Origin of the sequence: Pectobacterium sp. F1-1 (assembly GCF_025643735.1) — a bacterium.
Classification (GTDB): domain Bacteria; phylum Pseudomonadota; class Gammaproteobacteria; order Enterobacterales; family Enterobacteriaceae; genus Pectobacterium; species Pectobacterium colocasium.
On the sequence record NZ_CP104733.1, the window covers coordinates 1,795,792 to 1,811,807 of the forward strand.

Annotated in this window: 14 protein-coding genes; 9 read left to right on the top strand and 5 right to left on the bottom strand. The window is 53.9% G+C overall.

Translation table 11 applies throughout. From position 1 onward, the window contains the following. The first annotated feature begins 113 nt into the window (after positions 1 to 113). From mmuP to pbpG, 7 genes are all read left to right on the top strand, one after another. A complete protein-coding gene (gene mmuP / locus NAL19_RS07855; protein WP_263059337.1) occupies positions 114 to 1,526 on the top strand; it encodes an S-methylmethionine permease in 1,413 nt (470 codons plus the stop codon). Then, positions 1,519 to 2,466: a homocysteine S-methyltransferase gene (gene mmuM / locus NAL19_RS07860; RefSeq protein WP_263059338.1), complete on the top strand. Its 948-nt coding sequence runs from the start codon at positions 1,519 to 1,521 to the stop codon at positions 2,464 to 2,466. The genes mmuP and mmuM overlap by 8 nt, the downstream gene beginning before the upstream one ends. A 16-nt stretch (positions 2,467 to 2,482) precedes the next feature. Continuing rightward, positions 2,483 to 3,031 carry a hypothetical protein gene (locus NAL19_RS07865; protein ID WP_263059339.1) on the top strand — a complete coding sequence of 183 codons (549 nt, stop codon included), beginning with the start codon at positions 2,483 to 2,485 and terminating at the stop codon, positions 3,029 to 3,031. Positions 3,032 to 3,431: 400 nt separating this feature from the next. Further along, a complete protein-coding gene (gene cyaB, locus NAL19_RS07870) occupies positions 3,432 to 3,974 on the top strand; it encodes a class IV adenylate cyclase (protein WP_225087711.1) in 543 nt (180 codons plus the stop codon). 60 nt (positions 3,975 to 4,034) lie between these two features. Beyond that, on the top strand, positions 4,035 to 4,391 hold the full coding sequence (locus tag NAL19_RS07875) for an FMN-binding protein (protein WP_317630319.1): 357 nt from the start codon (positions 4,035 to 4,037) through the stop codon (positions 4,389 to 4,391). A gap of 36 nt (positions 4,392 to 4,427) precedes the next feature. Then, on the top strand, positions 4,428 to 4,937 hold the full coding sequence (locus NAL19_RS07880) for a DUF6622 family protein (protein WP_225087713.1): 510 nt from the start codon (positions 4,428 to 4,430) through the stop codon (positions 4,935 to 4,937). A 150-nt stretch (positions 4,938 to 5,087) separates the two neighbouring features. After that, on the top strand, positions 5,088 to 6,035 hold the full coding sequence (pbpG, locus tag NAL19_RS07885; RefSeq protein ID WP_225087714.1) for a D-alanyl-D-alanine endopeptidase: 948 nt from the start codon (positions 5,088 to 5,090) through the stop codon (positions 6,033 to 6,035). A gap of 70 nt (positions 6,036 to 6,105) precedes the next feature. Here pbpG and NAL19_RS07890 read toward each other — a convergent pair whose 3' ends face one another. From NAL19_RS07890 to NAL19_RS07910, 5 genes are all read right to left on the bottom strand, one after another. Beyond that, positions 6,106 to 6,792 carry a glutathione S-transferase family protein gene (locus NAL19_RS07890; protein ID WP_263059341.1) on the bottom strand — a complete coding sequence of 229 codons (687 nt, stop codon included), beginning with the start codon at positions 6,790 to 6,792 and terminating at the stop codon, positions 6,106 to 6,108. 125 nt (positions 6,793 to 6,917) lie between these two features. Next, entirely contained in the window at positions 6,918 to 7,688 is a 771-nt protein-coding gene (locus NAL19_RS07895) for a DeoR/GlpR family DNA-binding transcription regulator (protein ID WP_263059342.1), read from the bottom strand. Positions 7,689 to 7,719: 31 nt separating this feature from the next. After that, positions 7,720 to 9,372, bottom strand: a complete 1,653-nt coding sequence (locus NAL19_RS07900) for an ABC transporter permease subunit (protein ID WP_263059343.1) — start codon at positions 9,370 to 9,372, stop codon at positions 7,720 to 7,722. Continuing rightward, complete coding sequence (locus tag NAL19_RS07905) at positions 9,369 to 10,379, bottom strand: ABC transporter ATP-binding protein (RefSeq protein ID WP_263059344.1); 1,011 nt, start codon at positions 10,377 to 10,379, stop codon at positions 9,369 to 9,371. Before NAL19_RS07905 ends, NAL19_RS07900 begins: the two co-directional genes overlap by 4 nt. A gap of 76 nt (positions 10,380 to 10,455) precedes the next feature. After that, positions 10,456 to 11,475, bottom strand: coding sequence for an ABC transporter substrate-binding protein (locus NAL19_RS07910; RefSeq protein ID WP_225087719.1), 1,020 nt, complete (start codon positions 11,473 to 11,475; stop codon positions 10,456 to 10,458). A gap of 414 nt (positions 11,476 to 11,889) precedes the next feature. On the opposite strand from NAL19_RS07910, the gene NAL19_RS07915 reads away from it, so the two are divergent. Continuing rightward, positions 11,890 to 13,236: an aspartate aminotransferase family protein gene (locus NAL19_RS07915; protein WP_263059345.1), complete on the top strand. Its 1,347-nt coding sequence runs from the start codon at positions 11,890 to 11,892 to the stop codon at positions 13,234 to 13,236. Between the two features lie 349 nt (positions 13,237 to 13,585). After that, positions 13,586 to 15,892 carry a beta-glucosidase BglX gene (bglX, locus tag NAL19_RS07920; protein ID WP_263059346.1) on the top strand — a complete coding sequence of 769 codons (2,307 nt, stop codon included), beginning with the start codon at positions 13,586 to 13,588 and terminating at the stop codon, positions 15,890 to 15,892. Positions 15,893 to 16,016 lie beyond the last annotated feature (124 nt).

Consider the following 16,016-nt stretch of genomic DNA (forward strand, 5'->3'; position numbering starts at 1 on the left):
GATTTAACGCACTTCATCGCTCCCCTTCCGGCCTGCACTTTACTTTACGAATCGGTTGACGGTATAACACTCTATCTGTCTGGAAGTTTAGACGTCTATAATAAAAGGTCATCATGGAACAACACGCACCAGGCTCGGAAGGGCAATTTAAGCGCACCATGAAAGCTCGCCATCTGGTGATGCTCTCGCTCGGCGGCGTCATCGGGACCGGCCTGTTTTTTAATACGGGCTACATTATTTCCACGACGGGTGCCGCCGGGACGCTATTGGCGTATCTGATCGGTGCGCTGGTGGTGTATTTGGTGATGCTGAGTCTGGGGGAGTTGTCCGTCGCGATGCCGGAAACCGGGGCGTTCCATGTGTATGCATCCCGCTATCTTAGCCCGGCTACGGGCTATACCGTGGCGTGGCTCTATTGGCTGACGTGGACGGTCGCGCTGGGTTCCAGCCTGACTGCTGCGGGTTTTTGCATGCAGTATTGGTTCCCGCAGGTGCCGGTCTGGACCTGGTGTCTGCTGTTTTGTATGCTGATCTACCTGTTGAATATCGTGTCGTCCCGCTTCTTTGCTGAAGGGGAATTTTGGTTCTCGATCGTTAAAGTCGTCACGATCCTTGCTTTTATCGTGCTCGGCGCTGGCGCGATGTTTGGCTTTATTCCCATGCAGGATGGTTCTCCCGCGCCGTTCTTCCAGAACATTACCGCGTCTGGCTGGTTCCCACACGGCGGCCTGCCGATCTTGATGACGATGGTGGCGGTAAACTTCGCTTTCTCTGGTACGGAGTTGATCGGTATTGCGGCAGGGGAAACCGAGAATCCACAGAAAGTGGTGCCGATGGCGATTCGTACGACCGTTGCGCGACTGGTGATTTTTTTCCTGGGGACGGTGCTGGTGCTGGCGGCGATAATCCCGATGGAAGAGGCCGGTATCGCGAAAAGCCCGTTTGTGCTGGTGTTTGAAAAGATTGGTATTCCTTACGCCGCCGATATTTTTAATTTCGTGATTTTGACGGCGATTCTGTCCGCCGCTAACTCAGGGCTGTATGCCTCGGGGCGTATGCTGTGGTCGCTGTCCAATGAAGGCACGTTGCCGCGCCGTTTTTCTCGTCTGACGCGCCGTGGCATTCCGCTCTTTGCCATTTCCGTCAGTATGTTGGGCGGGCTGCTGGCGCTGTTTTCCAGCGTGGTCGCACCGGATACCGTTTACGTGGCGCTGTCTGCGATTTCCGGCTTTGCCGTGGTGGCGGTGTGGCTGAGCATCTGCGCCTCACACTATATGTTCCGCCGTCACCATATCCGTAAGGGAAAACCGCTGTCCGACCTGCAATATCACGCCCCTTGGTTCCCCATCACGCCGATTCTTGGCTTCCTGCTGTGCTTACTGGCCTGCGTCGGACTGGCGTTTGATCCCAGCCAGAGAATTGCGCTGTGGTGTGGAATTCCGTTTGTCGCGCTGTGCTACGGTGCTTATTATTTCACGCAGTCAATGAAGAAGCGTGGATTAACGGGAGTGGAAGACATTGCGTAAAAATACGGTTACCGAACTGCTGGCGACGGCACCCACGATTGTGCTGGATGGCGCGCTGGCTACCGAACTGGAAGCGCGCGGCTGTGATTTAACGGATCCACTGTGGTCGGCGAAAGTGCTGGTTGAGAACCCGGCGCTGATTTATCAGGTTCATCTCGACTATTTCAAGGCAGGAGCGCAGTGCGCGATTACGGCCAGCTATCAGGCGACGCCGCAAGGGTTTGCGGCGCGTGGCTATAGTGAAGCAGAGTCGCTGGCGTTAATTGCCAAGAGCGTGCAACTGGCGGCGCAGGCGCGGGATGATTACCGTCGCGACAATTCACAGGCTGGGTCGCTGCTGGTTGCGGGGTCAGTCGGGCCATACGGCGCCTATCTGGCGGATGGCTCGGAGTATCGCGGTGATTATCAGCTGCCGCAGGCTGACATGATGGCGTTCCATCGGCCGCGTATGGCGGCGCTGTTGGAGGCGGGAGCGGATCTTCTGGCCTGTGAGACGCTGCCGTCTTTTGCGGAAATTGAGGCGCTGATTGCGTTACTGGCGGAGTTCCCGCAGGCGCAGGTGTGGCTCTCCTTCACGCTGCGTGACAGCGAACACCTCAGCGATGGTACGCCATTGCGCACGGTGCTGGCGCGGGTTAATGCCTGTGCGCAGGTGGTTGCCGTGGGGCTCAACTGCATTGCGCTGGAAAACGTGACGCCCGCGTTGACGCATCTGTCTTCACTGACAGATTTGCCGTTGGTGGTTTATCCCAATTCCGGCGAGCAGTATGATGCGGTAACGAAAACATGGAGCAGCGCTCACGATGCGGCCTGCTCGCTGACGGCGTATCTGCCCGAGTGGCAAGCGGCAGGGGCGCGTCTGATTGGCGGCTGCTGTCGCACCACACCCGCTGATATTGCCAGTATTGCACGCTGCTGCCAGCATGGGCATCAGCACTAAATAAGGGGATGCTGAGATGGAAAATGAGGTGAACCTGCAACAGGTGTACTCGCTTGCCAGACAGCGCGTCGCGCCCGATGCGCCGGTAACGGTGCTGTGCATTGGCGAACAGCAGACGACGGTTGTCTGCGGAACGGCATCACACCCATCGATAACCCTGCAACTGACCATCGGTTTTGATAAAACGGCGGCGACGTTTTTCAGGCACCTTCCTCCAACGCCAGACGAAATGGAATTGGCGATCATGGCGGTCGAAGATGAAGTGACGCGCATTCGCCACGACATCCCAGCGGGTTCCGCTCTGTTTGCTTTTGATCCCGCCTTGGTGACTATCGTTCAGATTTCGGGAGCAGAAAAAGAGGGCGCTGGCTGGCGCCTGCCGCAGGATGACATGGAACGGACATTTAAACGTCTGGAACGTGTCATGTTGGGGAGTCCAGCTGCCTGGGAGGGCATTCCGCTTGAGAACGCTTTCTCTGCTCGGTTGCTGATTTTGCGTGAGTTTATGCACCATCACGGCTTCGATTCTGCACTGATTTTGCTATTACCTGAGGTTGTTGCGTGAAGAACTAGCGGTTTTTGCCTTCTCAGCTACTATTAACGGCGGTCAGCGTCCAGTAAGGGCACTGACCGCTTTTTTGTTGGGAAATATCCGAAGGTATTCGTCAATGAGTATGCTCTGACAGGACATTGCTCTCAGGATATCTGACGTTGTAAGGTAATAATGCGGTTTTATTATCAAGGTCGGCATTGCTATCGCGGTGACAGCCTGTGACAGGACGTAAGGCGTGAATCAAGGAGGATAAGAGGACGGCCACTGAGCCATATTATGTTACCTGTATTATCTATTTTGCGGATGACTGAATCATTATTATCTTGAATTTCCGTATGGCAGCGTAATAAAACACTGTTCTATATGGCGGATATTCAATGCTATTTCAGGGAGTCCAGTGAGGGGAAAGAACATGGTTGAACATTTCACAGGGAAATATGAAGTTGAACTTAAATTCCGCATTGACGATATAGCCGTTTTCAGGAATACGCTTTTTAGCCTTCATCCTGAGGCTTTTGTCTTTGAAAATAAAGAGCACGACGTTTATTACGATGATGCAGAGAATCGCCTGCGGCAGCAAAATATCAAAATGCGGGTGCGCCGCATGGAGCCATCGGGGATTAAGCTCTGGATCGTGAAAGGGCCGGGCGTCGATCGCTGCGAAGCGGTTAATGTCGAAGATTTTGAAAAAACCCACAGCATGCTACAGACGTTAGGGTATCAGCCCCTTTTTGAAATTCATAAAATCCGCAGCATCTACTTTTTAGACGCCTTCCATATTACGCTCGATTATATTGAGACCTTGGGTTATTTCGTAGAAATATCGGTAATGACCGATGATGAAACCCAGTTGAAAGCACTCAGGGATAGGTGTATAGAGTGTGCGATACGACTTCAATTGTCATTGGATAATATTGAAACGAAATCCTATTATCAATTATTAGGCTTTAACTAACTGTTATTTTCTGGTTATTGAATTGTTGTTTTTAGTGTTCGATTTACACACGGGGAAATGATGAAAAAATCTATTTCGGCGGCGTTGGCCACGGTAGTGATGGTGTTTTCTCTGCCTGTTCATGGTAGCGATGTGGCGCAATATAAAGATGGCAGCTATATCGGAAAAGCGCAGGGTAAGGCGGCAGACGTTGAGGTTACGGTCAGCATTAAAGACGGAAAGATCGCTAATGCTGAAGTGTTGAAGCACGGCGATACCGAAGCCATGATGCTGAGCGCGACGGATCAAATCGTGCCGGAACTCATTGAGAAGCAGGATATTAACAAGGTGGATGCGGTAACAGGGGCAACGTTATCGAGTCAAGGGGTGATTAACGCGGTGAAGCAGGCGCTGGAACAGGCAAAAGTCACGCCGTAATCGTCACTGTTACCGTTGAGGAAGGAATCTACCGCCGTGGAAGACCTGCTGATTATTCTGCGTCATACACCTTACTGGGTGTGGATTGTTTTGGGTTACCTGATTTATGCCGGAATAAAAGCCAGCCAACCGAGGCGACAATCGCTGACGCGGATGCTGGTTGTGCCAATTGTTTTCATGGTGTGGGGCGTTAGCGCCATTTTTCATACGCTGCTGTTCCCGCTTGCGGCGGCAGGAGGATTTCTGCTGGCGTTACTCGTTGGGCTGGGCATCGGGTGGATGTTGGGGAAAACGTCAGGCGCTTATCTGCCGGAATCACGTGTTTTTCAGCGCACGGGGTCATGGTGGCCGCTGGGCTTGATGCTGCTGACGTTTTGTTCTCGTTTCTATTTTTCCGTCCAACTGGCTCGGTTTCCCGCGTTGGCACATGACCTTGTATTCTGTCTATTGTCCGGCGCGGTAGGTGGCATTACCGCTGGAATATTTAGCGGTGTCAGCCTGTGTTTGCTCAACCAGATGCGCAAAATAAAACCGTCTCTGACGTAATGCGATAAAAAACAGTGGGTTGACAAAACCGTTTGTCAAAATTTGTCACAAAGCTTTTTCTGCTGCATGAGTGCGTGGGGAAGGGCGGTAAATTATAATGCCGATGCCTATCCCTTTCATTTAACAGAATACTGTTTAAGTTATTGAAGAATGACGAAAAATTTTAAGCTTTCTCTTTGTGGCCTGTTGCTGCTGTCAACCCATGCTGTGATGTTGCCTCAGGCTGTGGCGAAAGCACCGACGTACTCCGCCGGCACTGCGCATCAGGAAATTGCTTCCGGTAGCGCTATGGTGGTGGATTTGCGTGATAACCACATTCTGTATTCCAGTAACCCAGATGTGGTGGTGCCGATTGCTTCGGTGACGAAATTGATGACGGCGCTGGTGGTGCTGGATGCCAATCAGCCGCTTGATGAAATCATCTCTGTGGATATCAGCCAGACGAAAGAAATGAAAGGGGTGTACTCGCGCGTTCGTCTGAATAGTCAGATCAGCCGCCATGACATGCTGCTGCTGGCGCTGATGTCATCAGAAAACCGGGCCGCAGCGAGTCTGGCACACCACTATCCGGGCGGCTATCAGGCGTTTATCCGCGCGATGAATGCCAAAGCCCGTGCGCTAGGCATGGCTCACACGCGCTATGTCGAGCCGACCGGGCTGTCCATCAATAACGTCTCGACCGCCCGCGATCTCACTAAACTCCTGATCGCCAGTAAGCAATATCCGCTGCTGAGTCAACTGAGCACCACGCAGGAGAAAACGGCGACGTTCTCTAATCCGACGTACAGCCTGCCGTTCAGAAACACGAATCATCTGGTCTATAAAGCGGACTGGAGCATCCAACTGACCAAAACGGGCTTCACGAATCAGGCGGGACACTGTCTGGTGATGAGGACTGTCATTAATCAGCGGCCTGTGGCGCTGGTGGTGCTGGACGCATTCGGTAAATACACGCACTTTGCCGATGCTAACCGCCTGCGTAAGTGGATGGAAACCGGCAAGGTCAGCGAGGTGCCTGCCGCCGCGCTGAGCTATAAGAAACAAAAATCGCTGGCTTCTCGCCAACCGCAGAGCATGGCGAGCATCGAAACCGAATAACGGTTCCTTCTTTCTAATGCTTTAGAAGGGAATATTAACGGTGGCCGAACGGGCCACCGCTTCTACAGCGCTACGCGCGAGCGCGCCGATCTTCTATCACTTCTCCCGCTTTTCTCACTTCTTCGTCATGTTCATCTTCGCGCCAGGTTTCCGCTAAAGCATCTTCCAGCCAGCGCTGCATAGCAGGCTGCGCCAACAGATGGTCGCAATAGGCAGTGGCTTCCGGCGAAACGGGAAGCTGATAGGTTTTGATACGGAACACAACTGGCGCAAAGAAGGCGTCCACTGCCGAAAACTGTTTTCCTGCCAGAAACGGCCCGCCAAAGCGCGTTAGCCCTTCCTGCCAGAGTTCACAGATGCGGTTAATGTCGTTGCTGAGGGCGGGAGATATTTCGTTCATTTTGACGCGCACGCCGCAGCTCATGGAACAGGTATTGCGCAGGGCGGTAAAACCAGAATGCATTTCGGCCGCGGCACAGCGTGCCCAGGCGCGGGTTTTTGCCTCGGCAGGCCAGACGCCGGGATGCTGCTCAGCCAGGTATTCGGTAATCGCCAATGAATCCCAGACGGTGATATCGCCGTCGATCAGGCAGGGGACTTTTGCCGTCGGTGAAAAGGCCTTAAACGCCGGCTGTGCCATGCCCGGTGCAAAAACAACCAGTTTCTCTTCGAAAGGAATCGACAGTGTTTTCAATAGCACCCACGGACGCAGTGACCAGGACGAATAATTTTTATTGGCGATATACAGCTGATACATGTCTGATGCTCCTTGTGTTGACGAAGCCTTAGCATTAGCACGAAAGGGGGGAGAAATCATCCTCCACTTCTCTGCTAGCCTGGTCTGCGTGAGCGTGCTACGAGGCTAAACATCATCGTGCATGGTCAGGCTATGATCACCTGTTGGCAATGCATCTGTAGTAATGCCAGTTCGGGGTTGTCCGCACTGGCGGCATCGGTCACGATCATATCGATTTCCGGCAGGGTGGCATAGACCACGCGGCTGGTGGTGCCAATCTTGCTATGATCCGCGAGGATAATTCGCGTTCGTGCATACTGCACCATGGCTCTGGCAATAGCCGCTTCATGGTGAGCAAAACTGCTGGCGCCGGAAGCGGCAACTACTCCCACCGGAGAGAGAAGTGCGACATCGGCGCGATAGCGTTGTAGTTCATTGATGGTGATGTCGCCGCTGGTTGCCTGTGCCGAGGCGCCCATGTAGCCACCGAGTAATATCACGCTATGCTGTGCAACGGATTCCGTCGCGGTGAGTTTTTGTGCCACGGTCAGGCTATTGGTAATGACCGTCATTCCCGGCATGGAGAGCAACTCATCGGCTAACAGAGAAGTCGTGCTGCCCGCGTCGATAAACAGGGTTTGCCCGGCTTTTAACTGCTGTACGGCCGCGCGGGCAATGGCCTGCTTTTCTTTTTCGCGCACGGTATTACGAACGGACAGCGGCAGTTCCGGTTCTTGTGTTGTTGCCACAATCCCGCCGTGAACGCGGCGCAACGCGCCTGCGGCTTCCAGCTTCACGATATCGCGTCGTACGGTTTCGCGTGACACACCAAGATGTTGAATGATTTTCTCGGTGCTCACCTGGTTTAATGTCGAGAGCAGTGCCTGTATGCGATGTAACCGCGTTTCTTCTAACATAGCTTTCCATTCTTTGAGATTCTGACACCGGCTACACCGTTTGCCGTTTCTCTGTCACAAGATGCAGAAGCAGGGCGGTCATGGCGACAATCCCCATAATACACGTAGAAAAGGCGGCAGCCTGTGAGGTAAAGCCGGCTTCATCCAGCCGCATCACGGTAACGGCACCTAACGGCAATGACGGCGTGACCAAAAAAATCACGGCCGATAGTGTAACCATTGAGCGCATGAATAAAAACATGGCGACCGAAATCAGCGTGACGCGCATGGCTGGCAGATAAACATCACGTAAAATACGTACCACACCGCCGCCTAACACCGTGGTGGCATCTTCCATCGCGTGTGGAACGTTACGGATTCCCATCATCATCGTGGTGTAGCCTTGCGTGTGGTAGTGATAATAATTGCACAGTGCCACCAGCAGGGCTGAACCGTACAGCATACCCCAGGGAAGATCGGCCGTATTGAACGTAAACACGTAAGATAACCCTAATACCAGACCGGGAACCGCAACAGGCAACGCGCTGAGTAGTACGGCGGCGTTGGCGACTTTACCCGGCTGCCGATGAATACCGAAAGTGAGCAGGAATAACAGCACGGTGCCGACCATGGCCGCCAGCGCCGAAATCCACACTGACGTCCACAACGGGGTGTAGCCACCGGCGAGGTCGATATCATAATGCTTAAGCGTCAGGTCCAGACGGTACGGCCATAGGCGTATCATGCTGGCGATAATAACAGTGCCAATGACGGCGATAATGGCGAACGCGATCGTCATGGTGGCCAGATAGAATGACATATCGCGAGTACGCAAAGGTTGCGGCACATGCGGGATAGCCGCGTGTGTGCCAATTGCTTTTTGCCGTCTTGCCGCGGCGCGCTCTATCCAGATAGACGCCGCCGCAGGTAGCAGCAGTAAAATCCCCACGACCGCACCCATACCGAATTTCATCTGGCCGCTGACCTGGCTGTAAATCTCGGTGGCGAGTACGGAGAAGTTGCCGCCGATCACAATCGCGTTGCCGAAGTCCGTGATGGTAATGGTAAAAATGACAAAGGCGGCACTCAGCAGGCCGTATCGCAGGCCGGGGAGGGTAATATCCAGAAACTGTCGCCAGTCGGACGCGCCCAGCACATTAGCGGCTTCGTACTGGCGAGTATCGCTATGGCGCAGGGTGGTGCGAATGATCAGAATGGCCTGCGGCAGCGCGTACAAGACGTTGGCAATCAACAGTCCCCAAAAGCCATAAATATCCAACCGCACACCAAGCAGATTACCGATGATGCCATTTCTTCCCAGCAGAAAAATCAGCCCCAAGCCCAACACCAGCGAAGGTGCAAGTATAGGAAGTGCGGTCGCAAAGGCGATAAAACGCTTCGCGGGCATGGCGGTACATTCCAGCCCATAGGCAACAATGAATCCCAGCAACAATGTGACCAATGTGGTGACGACGCCTAATAACAAGCTGTTTGCTGTTGCCCGCCAGATGCCGGGTGAATCCATCAGCACCAGATAGTTGGATAAGCCAACGGTGCCGTTTTGATCGTCCAGCAGACTGTGCCAGGCGATACTCAGCATGGGGATGCCGAAAAACATCAGCAGCGCCAGCAGTGGAAGCCACAGACAGAGACGTGAAAGCCAGCGGTCACTGGCCGTTTGCGGAGGGAGAAGTGAATGGCTCATGCTTGCACCCAGGCGCAGTCTTCTGCGCGAATTGAGAGATGAACGGGGTCTCCAGAGGACCAGTTAACGGCGCTGCTGGTTTCGACCAGCAGCGGTTGCGATTTCCACATCACCTGAACACGTTGAATGCTGCCGAGGAAGCTGGTGGTGATAACCCGGCCTTCCGCGCCTTCTGCTTTCTGTAATGCGATGCGTTCCGGGCGAATAAACAGCTCTGCGTCTTCCGGTAGCACAGTATTTTGCGCGGAGGGAAGCAGCTCGGGCATACAGGCAGTGACGACATCACGCGACAGCAAATTACTGTGTCCCATGAATTCGGCCACGAAGCGTGTGCGTGGGCTGGTATAGAGTTCATGTGGTGTGCCTTCCTGAACAATACGTCCACCGTGCATGCAGATGATTTTATCCGCCATGCTCATTGCCTCTTCCTGATCGTGCGTGACCATCAGTGTCGGAATGCCAAGACGTTGTTGCACGTCACGCAGTTCCTGACGCAGCCCAGCACGCACGCGTGCATCCAGTGCTGAAAGCGGTTCATCCAGTAAGAGCAGGGAGGGATTGACCGCCAGTGCGCGGGCAATCGCAACACGCTGCTGTTGCCCGCCTGAAAGCTGGGCAGGATAACGATCGCCGAACCCGCTCAGACGCACGGTGTCCAGCAGATCGCTGACGCGTGCGGCAACTTCCTCGGCAGGCGTCTGGCGAATTTTGAGACCGTAGCCAATGTTTTGTGCAATCGTCATGTGGGGAAAGAGTGAATAAGACTGAAATACGATGCCAAAGCCTCGTTCTCTCGCGGGCACGTTGACCAGATCGCGGTCATCCAGCGTGATTTTCCCCCCATCGCAGCTTAGCAATCCGGCAATGATACGCAGCAATGTCGTTTTGCCACAGCCGCTTGGCCCAAGAAGGCAGACAAATTCGGCATTTTCAATCGACAAATTGATACGGTCGAGAGCGACATAACCCTCAAAGCTTTTATAAAGATTTTGAATAACCAGTGCCATGAATGCGACCTCTTAATGACGGCTTCCGCGCAGTTGGAATACGCTGTGCGGCAGCCTCTACAGCGAATACAGACCACTATCGGCCGATGGTTTTTTGCCAGGTTGCCAGTGTGGCGTCACGATCGCTGGCGCTTTTGGTGAAATCCACGGGATAGAGCACCTGTGTGAGATCGGCGGGCAGGCCAGCCACTTGCGCGGCTTTTGACTGTTCAACGCCAGGTATTGTCACGATCTCTTTATATTTGGTGTAGAGCGTGGCGGCATGGCTGGAGAGCGTCCAGTCAAGAAAGCGCTTCGCGTCGGGTTTGTTTTTGGCTGCCTTCATCAGGGCGGAGGCTTCTAATTCATAGCCAGCCCCATCGTTTGGGATCACCATCTTGATGGGGTAGCCTTCTTCAATCGATTGCATCGCGGCGAAAGCCAGCGATACGCCAATCGCATATTCGCCCGTCCGTGCCGCTTTACACGGACGTGAGCCGGACTTGGTGTATTGGGCGATGTTGCCATCCAGCGACTTCAGGAATGCCCAGCCATTTTGATCCCCTTTAGATTGCAGCAGCGCCGCGATTTGCAGATAGCCTGTGCCGGAGGAAACCGGATTGGGCATCACGATTTCCCCTTTATAGACCGGGTTGGTCAGATCCTGCCAGGATGCGGGAACAGGCAGATTCTTAGCTTTTAACGCTTCGGTATTGACGCAAAAGGCAGCCATATAGCCTGTTGCTGCAAACCATTTGTGATCCGGGGCGCGGTAGGTGGCGGCAAGGCTATCGCTGCCTTTGGCATCGTAGGGCTCCAATAAGGCGGACAAGCGTGGATCCATCACACTGGTCACTGCCCATCCCCAAATGACGTCATGTTGCGGATTCTTGGATTCCGCCAGAATCCGTGGGCCGAGATCGCCAGTGGACAAGCGCAGTACGTTGATTGTCAGGTCGGGTAAGTCTTTTTTGGCCTGTGCGACGTAATCTTTGATCTCATCTTCTTCCAGTGAGGTATAGACCGTGATGGTGCCTGCTTGTGCGACAGCGCTCGCCAGTGTGGCACCGATGAGTGCAGCGATCAGACTGGTGCGGCGCAATGAAAATCGGTTCATAAACGTTCCCCTACGGTTGTGGAAAAGGTTGGCATCAGTGTTCCTCTCGCGTTGAACGGTGCGTAACACGTTCTGTGTATTTTTGTGTTTATTGCGAGTGGTGTGAGGTTTTAGCACTAATCGTGCCATTTTCTGATTTGAGAGAAATGCTTGTTAAAATACTTATATAAATAAGTAGATTAGGTATTTTTTCTTACACGTGGGCCAATCCCATAACGGATGCCTGGCATCGTGCGTGATGTGATATGACAGATTTATTGCACTTTTTTGGCATTTTTGTGCATCAAAAAAGTGCATTTTTTTGTATTTGTGTATTTTGTTGCTTTTGGTGTAGGGTGAGTGTCATCTGAACCCGCACGATGCGTTTTATCCCTGTGTGACGCAGTCGTGCCACCACCTTATGTAGGAGTGATTATGGCGACACGCTCAACCATCATGGATACCAATAGCTTTCGCGCTGAACATGCGGATGCGCTGGATGAGGACACACGCAGGCTGACGAATAAGCGTACTCAGGTGTTAGGGGACTCCTATCGTTTGTTCTACCGTAATCCGGTACATCTGGTTCGCGGTGCTGGGCAATACCTGTGGGATGCCAGCGGGCATAAGTATCTGGATGTCTACAACAATGTCGCCAGTATTGGACACTGTCACCCTGCGGTCATTGACGCTGTTAACGAACAAATGCGCCTGCTCAACACACATACCCGTTATTTGCACGAGCGTATTCTGGATTACTCTGCGGATATCCTCAGTACGGTGCCTGCGGCGATTAACAAGGCGATGTATATGTGTACCGGGTCGGAGGCCAACGATCTGGCGATTCGCGTAGCGCGCGCCTACAGCGGTGGGACAGGGATTATTGTGAGCCGCGAGGCTTACCACGGGACCAGTGAACTCACCTCCGGCGCCTCACCGGCTCTCGGAAGCGGACAACCTCTGGCGGCGACAACGCGTCTTGTGCCCGCGCCTGACCGCTATCGTGTCAATGCGCCGGATCTGGGCGTGTGGTTTGCGCAGCAAATTCAACGGAAAATTGATGACATGGCTGCGAACGGTATTAAATTTGCCGGCTTTCTGGCGGATTCCATTTTTTCCTCGGATGGTGTCTTACCGGGACCGGCTGGCTACCTGAAACCGGCCATTGATGTGGTGCACGCGAATGGGGGAATTTTCATTGCGGATGAGGTACAGCCTGGCTTTGCCCGCACGGGCGAGCATTTCTGGGGATTTGGTCGGCACGGCATTGTGCCGGATGTCGTCACGCTGGGTAAACCCATGGGCAACGGCATACCGGTGTCGGCGCTGCTGGCAAAAGCCGATGTATTGGCGGCATTCAGCGATGAAATTCCCTATTTTAATACCTTCGGTGGCAATCCGGTGTCGATCGCCGCTGCGCAGGCGGTATTGCGCGTGATTCGCGAAGAGGGGTTGCAGGAACACAGCCGCTGTGTCGGGGAAAAATTGCAGCGTGAGCTGACGCTGCTTGCCGATCGCCATGCGTGCATCGGTGATGTGCGCGGCGCGGGGCTGTTTATCGGCTTTGAGCTGGTCAGCGATCGAGAAACAAAAACGCCGGATAAAGCACTGGCGCTGGACGTAGTTGAACAACTTCGTGCCGAACGCGTGCTCACGTCGGTGGCCGGGCCGCATGGGAATGTGCTGAAGCTGCGTCCGCCGCTGGCGTTTCAGGAACACGATATTGACTGGCTGGTTGGAGCGCTCGATCGGGCTTTGCGTTTGCAATCATCGCGGCGTTAATCTTCCCACATGCGCATGTGGCGACCGTTGTTCGCTTCATGCGCCTTCATGCTGTCCACCTTTTCTCGCCGCTGCTCAGGCAGAATGTTCGTTTTGCGTATCGTCTAGCATTATTCTTGCAGTTTTTATTAAATGAAATCTCAATAAATGCACTATATTACGCGCTGTGCATTTGAGTGCGTCGGTGCGGCAGCCACTATCGGGAAGCCTTATTCGCTTAAGGCAGGAGAAGGTGTTTTTCGCCTTGTCAGAGAAGGGATGTGACCGTCGGAATCTTCAACCTGTCTTGTGCTTCAGCGCCTTATTCTGTTTTGCTCTGACGCCTGGATTGACTGGGTCTTTATAACGAATGAAATGGCTTACTTCACTGACTATAGCAATTGGACTTGCTTGTAATCCGGCGTTTGCGCAGGAATTGACGTCTGCGCCGGCATCAATATCGCCTTCACACCAGCAACGCGACGCGTTTGTCACGGATCTGCTGAAGAAAATGACGTTGGAAGAGAAGGTCGGTCAGCTTCGACTGATCAGCGTCGGGACGGATAACCCGAAAGAAGCCATTCGGGAAATGATCAGAAACGGTCAGGTTGGCGCGATTTTTAATACGGTAACCCGTCCGGATATTCGTGCAATGCAGGATCAGGTCATGCAGCTCAGCCGCCTGAAGATTCCGCTATTTTTTGCCTACGATGTGGTACACGGCCAGCGCACCATTTTCCCTATCGCACTGGGGCTGGCTTCCAGTTGGGATATGAGCGCCATTGAGAAAAGCGCACGCGTGGCGGCTTATGAAGCGACGGAAGACGGCCTGAACATGACCTGGGCGCCGATGGTGGATATCACTCGCGATCCCCGCTGGGGCCGCGTGTCGGAAGGCTTCGGTGAAGACACCTGGCTGACCAGTAAAATTGCTGGTGTGGTCGTGAAAGCCTTCCAGGGCGATGATGTCACTGGACGCCACTCGCTGATGACCAGCGTAAAACACTACGCGCTCTACGGCGCGGTGGAAGGTGGGCGCGACTATAACACCGTGGACATGAGCCCTCAGCGCATGTTCCAGGATTATATGCCGCCTTATAAAGCGGCGATTGATGCGGGCAGCAGCGGCGTGATGGTGGCACTGAACTCCATCAACGGTACACCCGCGACGTCAAACAGTTGGTTGCTGAAAGATGTGCTGCGCGATCAGTGGAATTTCAAAGGCATCACCATTACCGATCACGGGGCGATTAAAGAGCTGATTAAGCACGGCGTGGCCAGCGATCCGCGTGATGCATCGCGTCTGGCGGTGAAATCCGGTATCGGCATGAGCATGAGCGACGAGTATTTCGTTCGTTATCTGCCCGATCTGGTGAAAAGCGGGGCGGTGAGCATGCAGGAGATTGATGATGCCTGCCGTCAGGTACTGAACGTAAAATATGATATGGGGCTGTTTGACGATCCGTATCGTCATCTGGGGCCGGCAGATTCCGATCCGGTGGATACCAATGCGGAAAGTCGTTTGCACCGTCTGGATGCGCGCGATGTGGCGCGGAGAAGTCTGGTATTGCTGAAAAACCGTCTGCAAACGCTGCCGTTGAAAAAAGAAGGTACGATCGCCGTGGTTGGTCCCTTGGCTGACAGCCAGCGCGATACGATGGGAAGCTGGTCTGCTGCGGGCGTGACGAAACAGACGATTACCGTTTATCAGGGGCTGAAGAATGCGGTCGGCGACAAAGCCACCATTCTCTATGCCAAAGGCGCCAACGTCAGTAATCATAAAGGCATTATCGACTTCCTGAACCAGTATGAAGATGCTGTGCAAGTGGATAAACGTCCACCGCAGGTGATGATCGATGAAGCCGTTGCCGCGGCGAAGAAGGCGGATGTCGTGGTTGCGGTTGTCGGCGAAGCGGCAGGTATGGCGCATGAAGCCTCCAGCCGCTCGAATATCGATCTGCCGCAAAGCCAGCGTGACCTGATCGCCGCGCTGAAAGCGACGGGTAAACCGCTGGTTCTGGTGCTGATGAATGGTCGTCCTCTGGCGCTGGTGCGTGAAGATCAGCAGGCTGATGCGTTACTGGAAACCTGGTTCAGCGGCACGGAAGGCGGTAATGCGATCGCCGATGTGCTGTTTGGCGACTATAACCCGTCCGGCAAACTGCCGATGTCCTTCCCGCGTTCCGTCGGCCAAATCCCGATTTATTACAATCACCTGCCGTCAGGCCGTCCTTACACGCCGGAAAACCCAGGCAAGTATACGTCTCACTACTACGATGAAGCCAATGGGCCGCTCTATCCGTTTGGTTACGGTCTGAGCTATACCACCTTCAGCGTGTCGGATGTGCGTTTGTCCAGCCAGACGATGAAGCGTAACGGAACGATCAACGCCAGCGTGACGGTGAAAAACACTGGCAGCCGGGCAGGGGAAACCGTTGTGCAGCTATACGTGCACGATGTGGTCGCTTCCATCAGCCGTCCGGTGAAAGAGCTGCGTGGTTTTGAGAAAGTGATGCTCCAGCCGGGAGAGTCACGCACGGTTACCTTCACGCTCGATCAGGATGCGCTGAAGTTCTACAACGCCCGCATGCAGCAGGTGGTGGAACCTGGCAAGTTTGACGTGATGATTGGTCTGGATTCACAGCGTGTGAAGAGCGAGAGTTTCACCCTGCTATAATGATGGTTGTCTCGCCGCCGGGAGCAAGTGCCGGCGGCGAGTGAATACGAAGGGTGATTATCGTCATACCGCGTGATTGCGGGAAAGCAGGGTATTGCGGGAGAGTAAGGTATTGCAGGAGAAG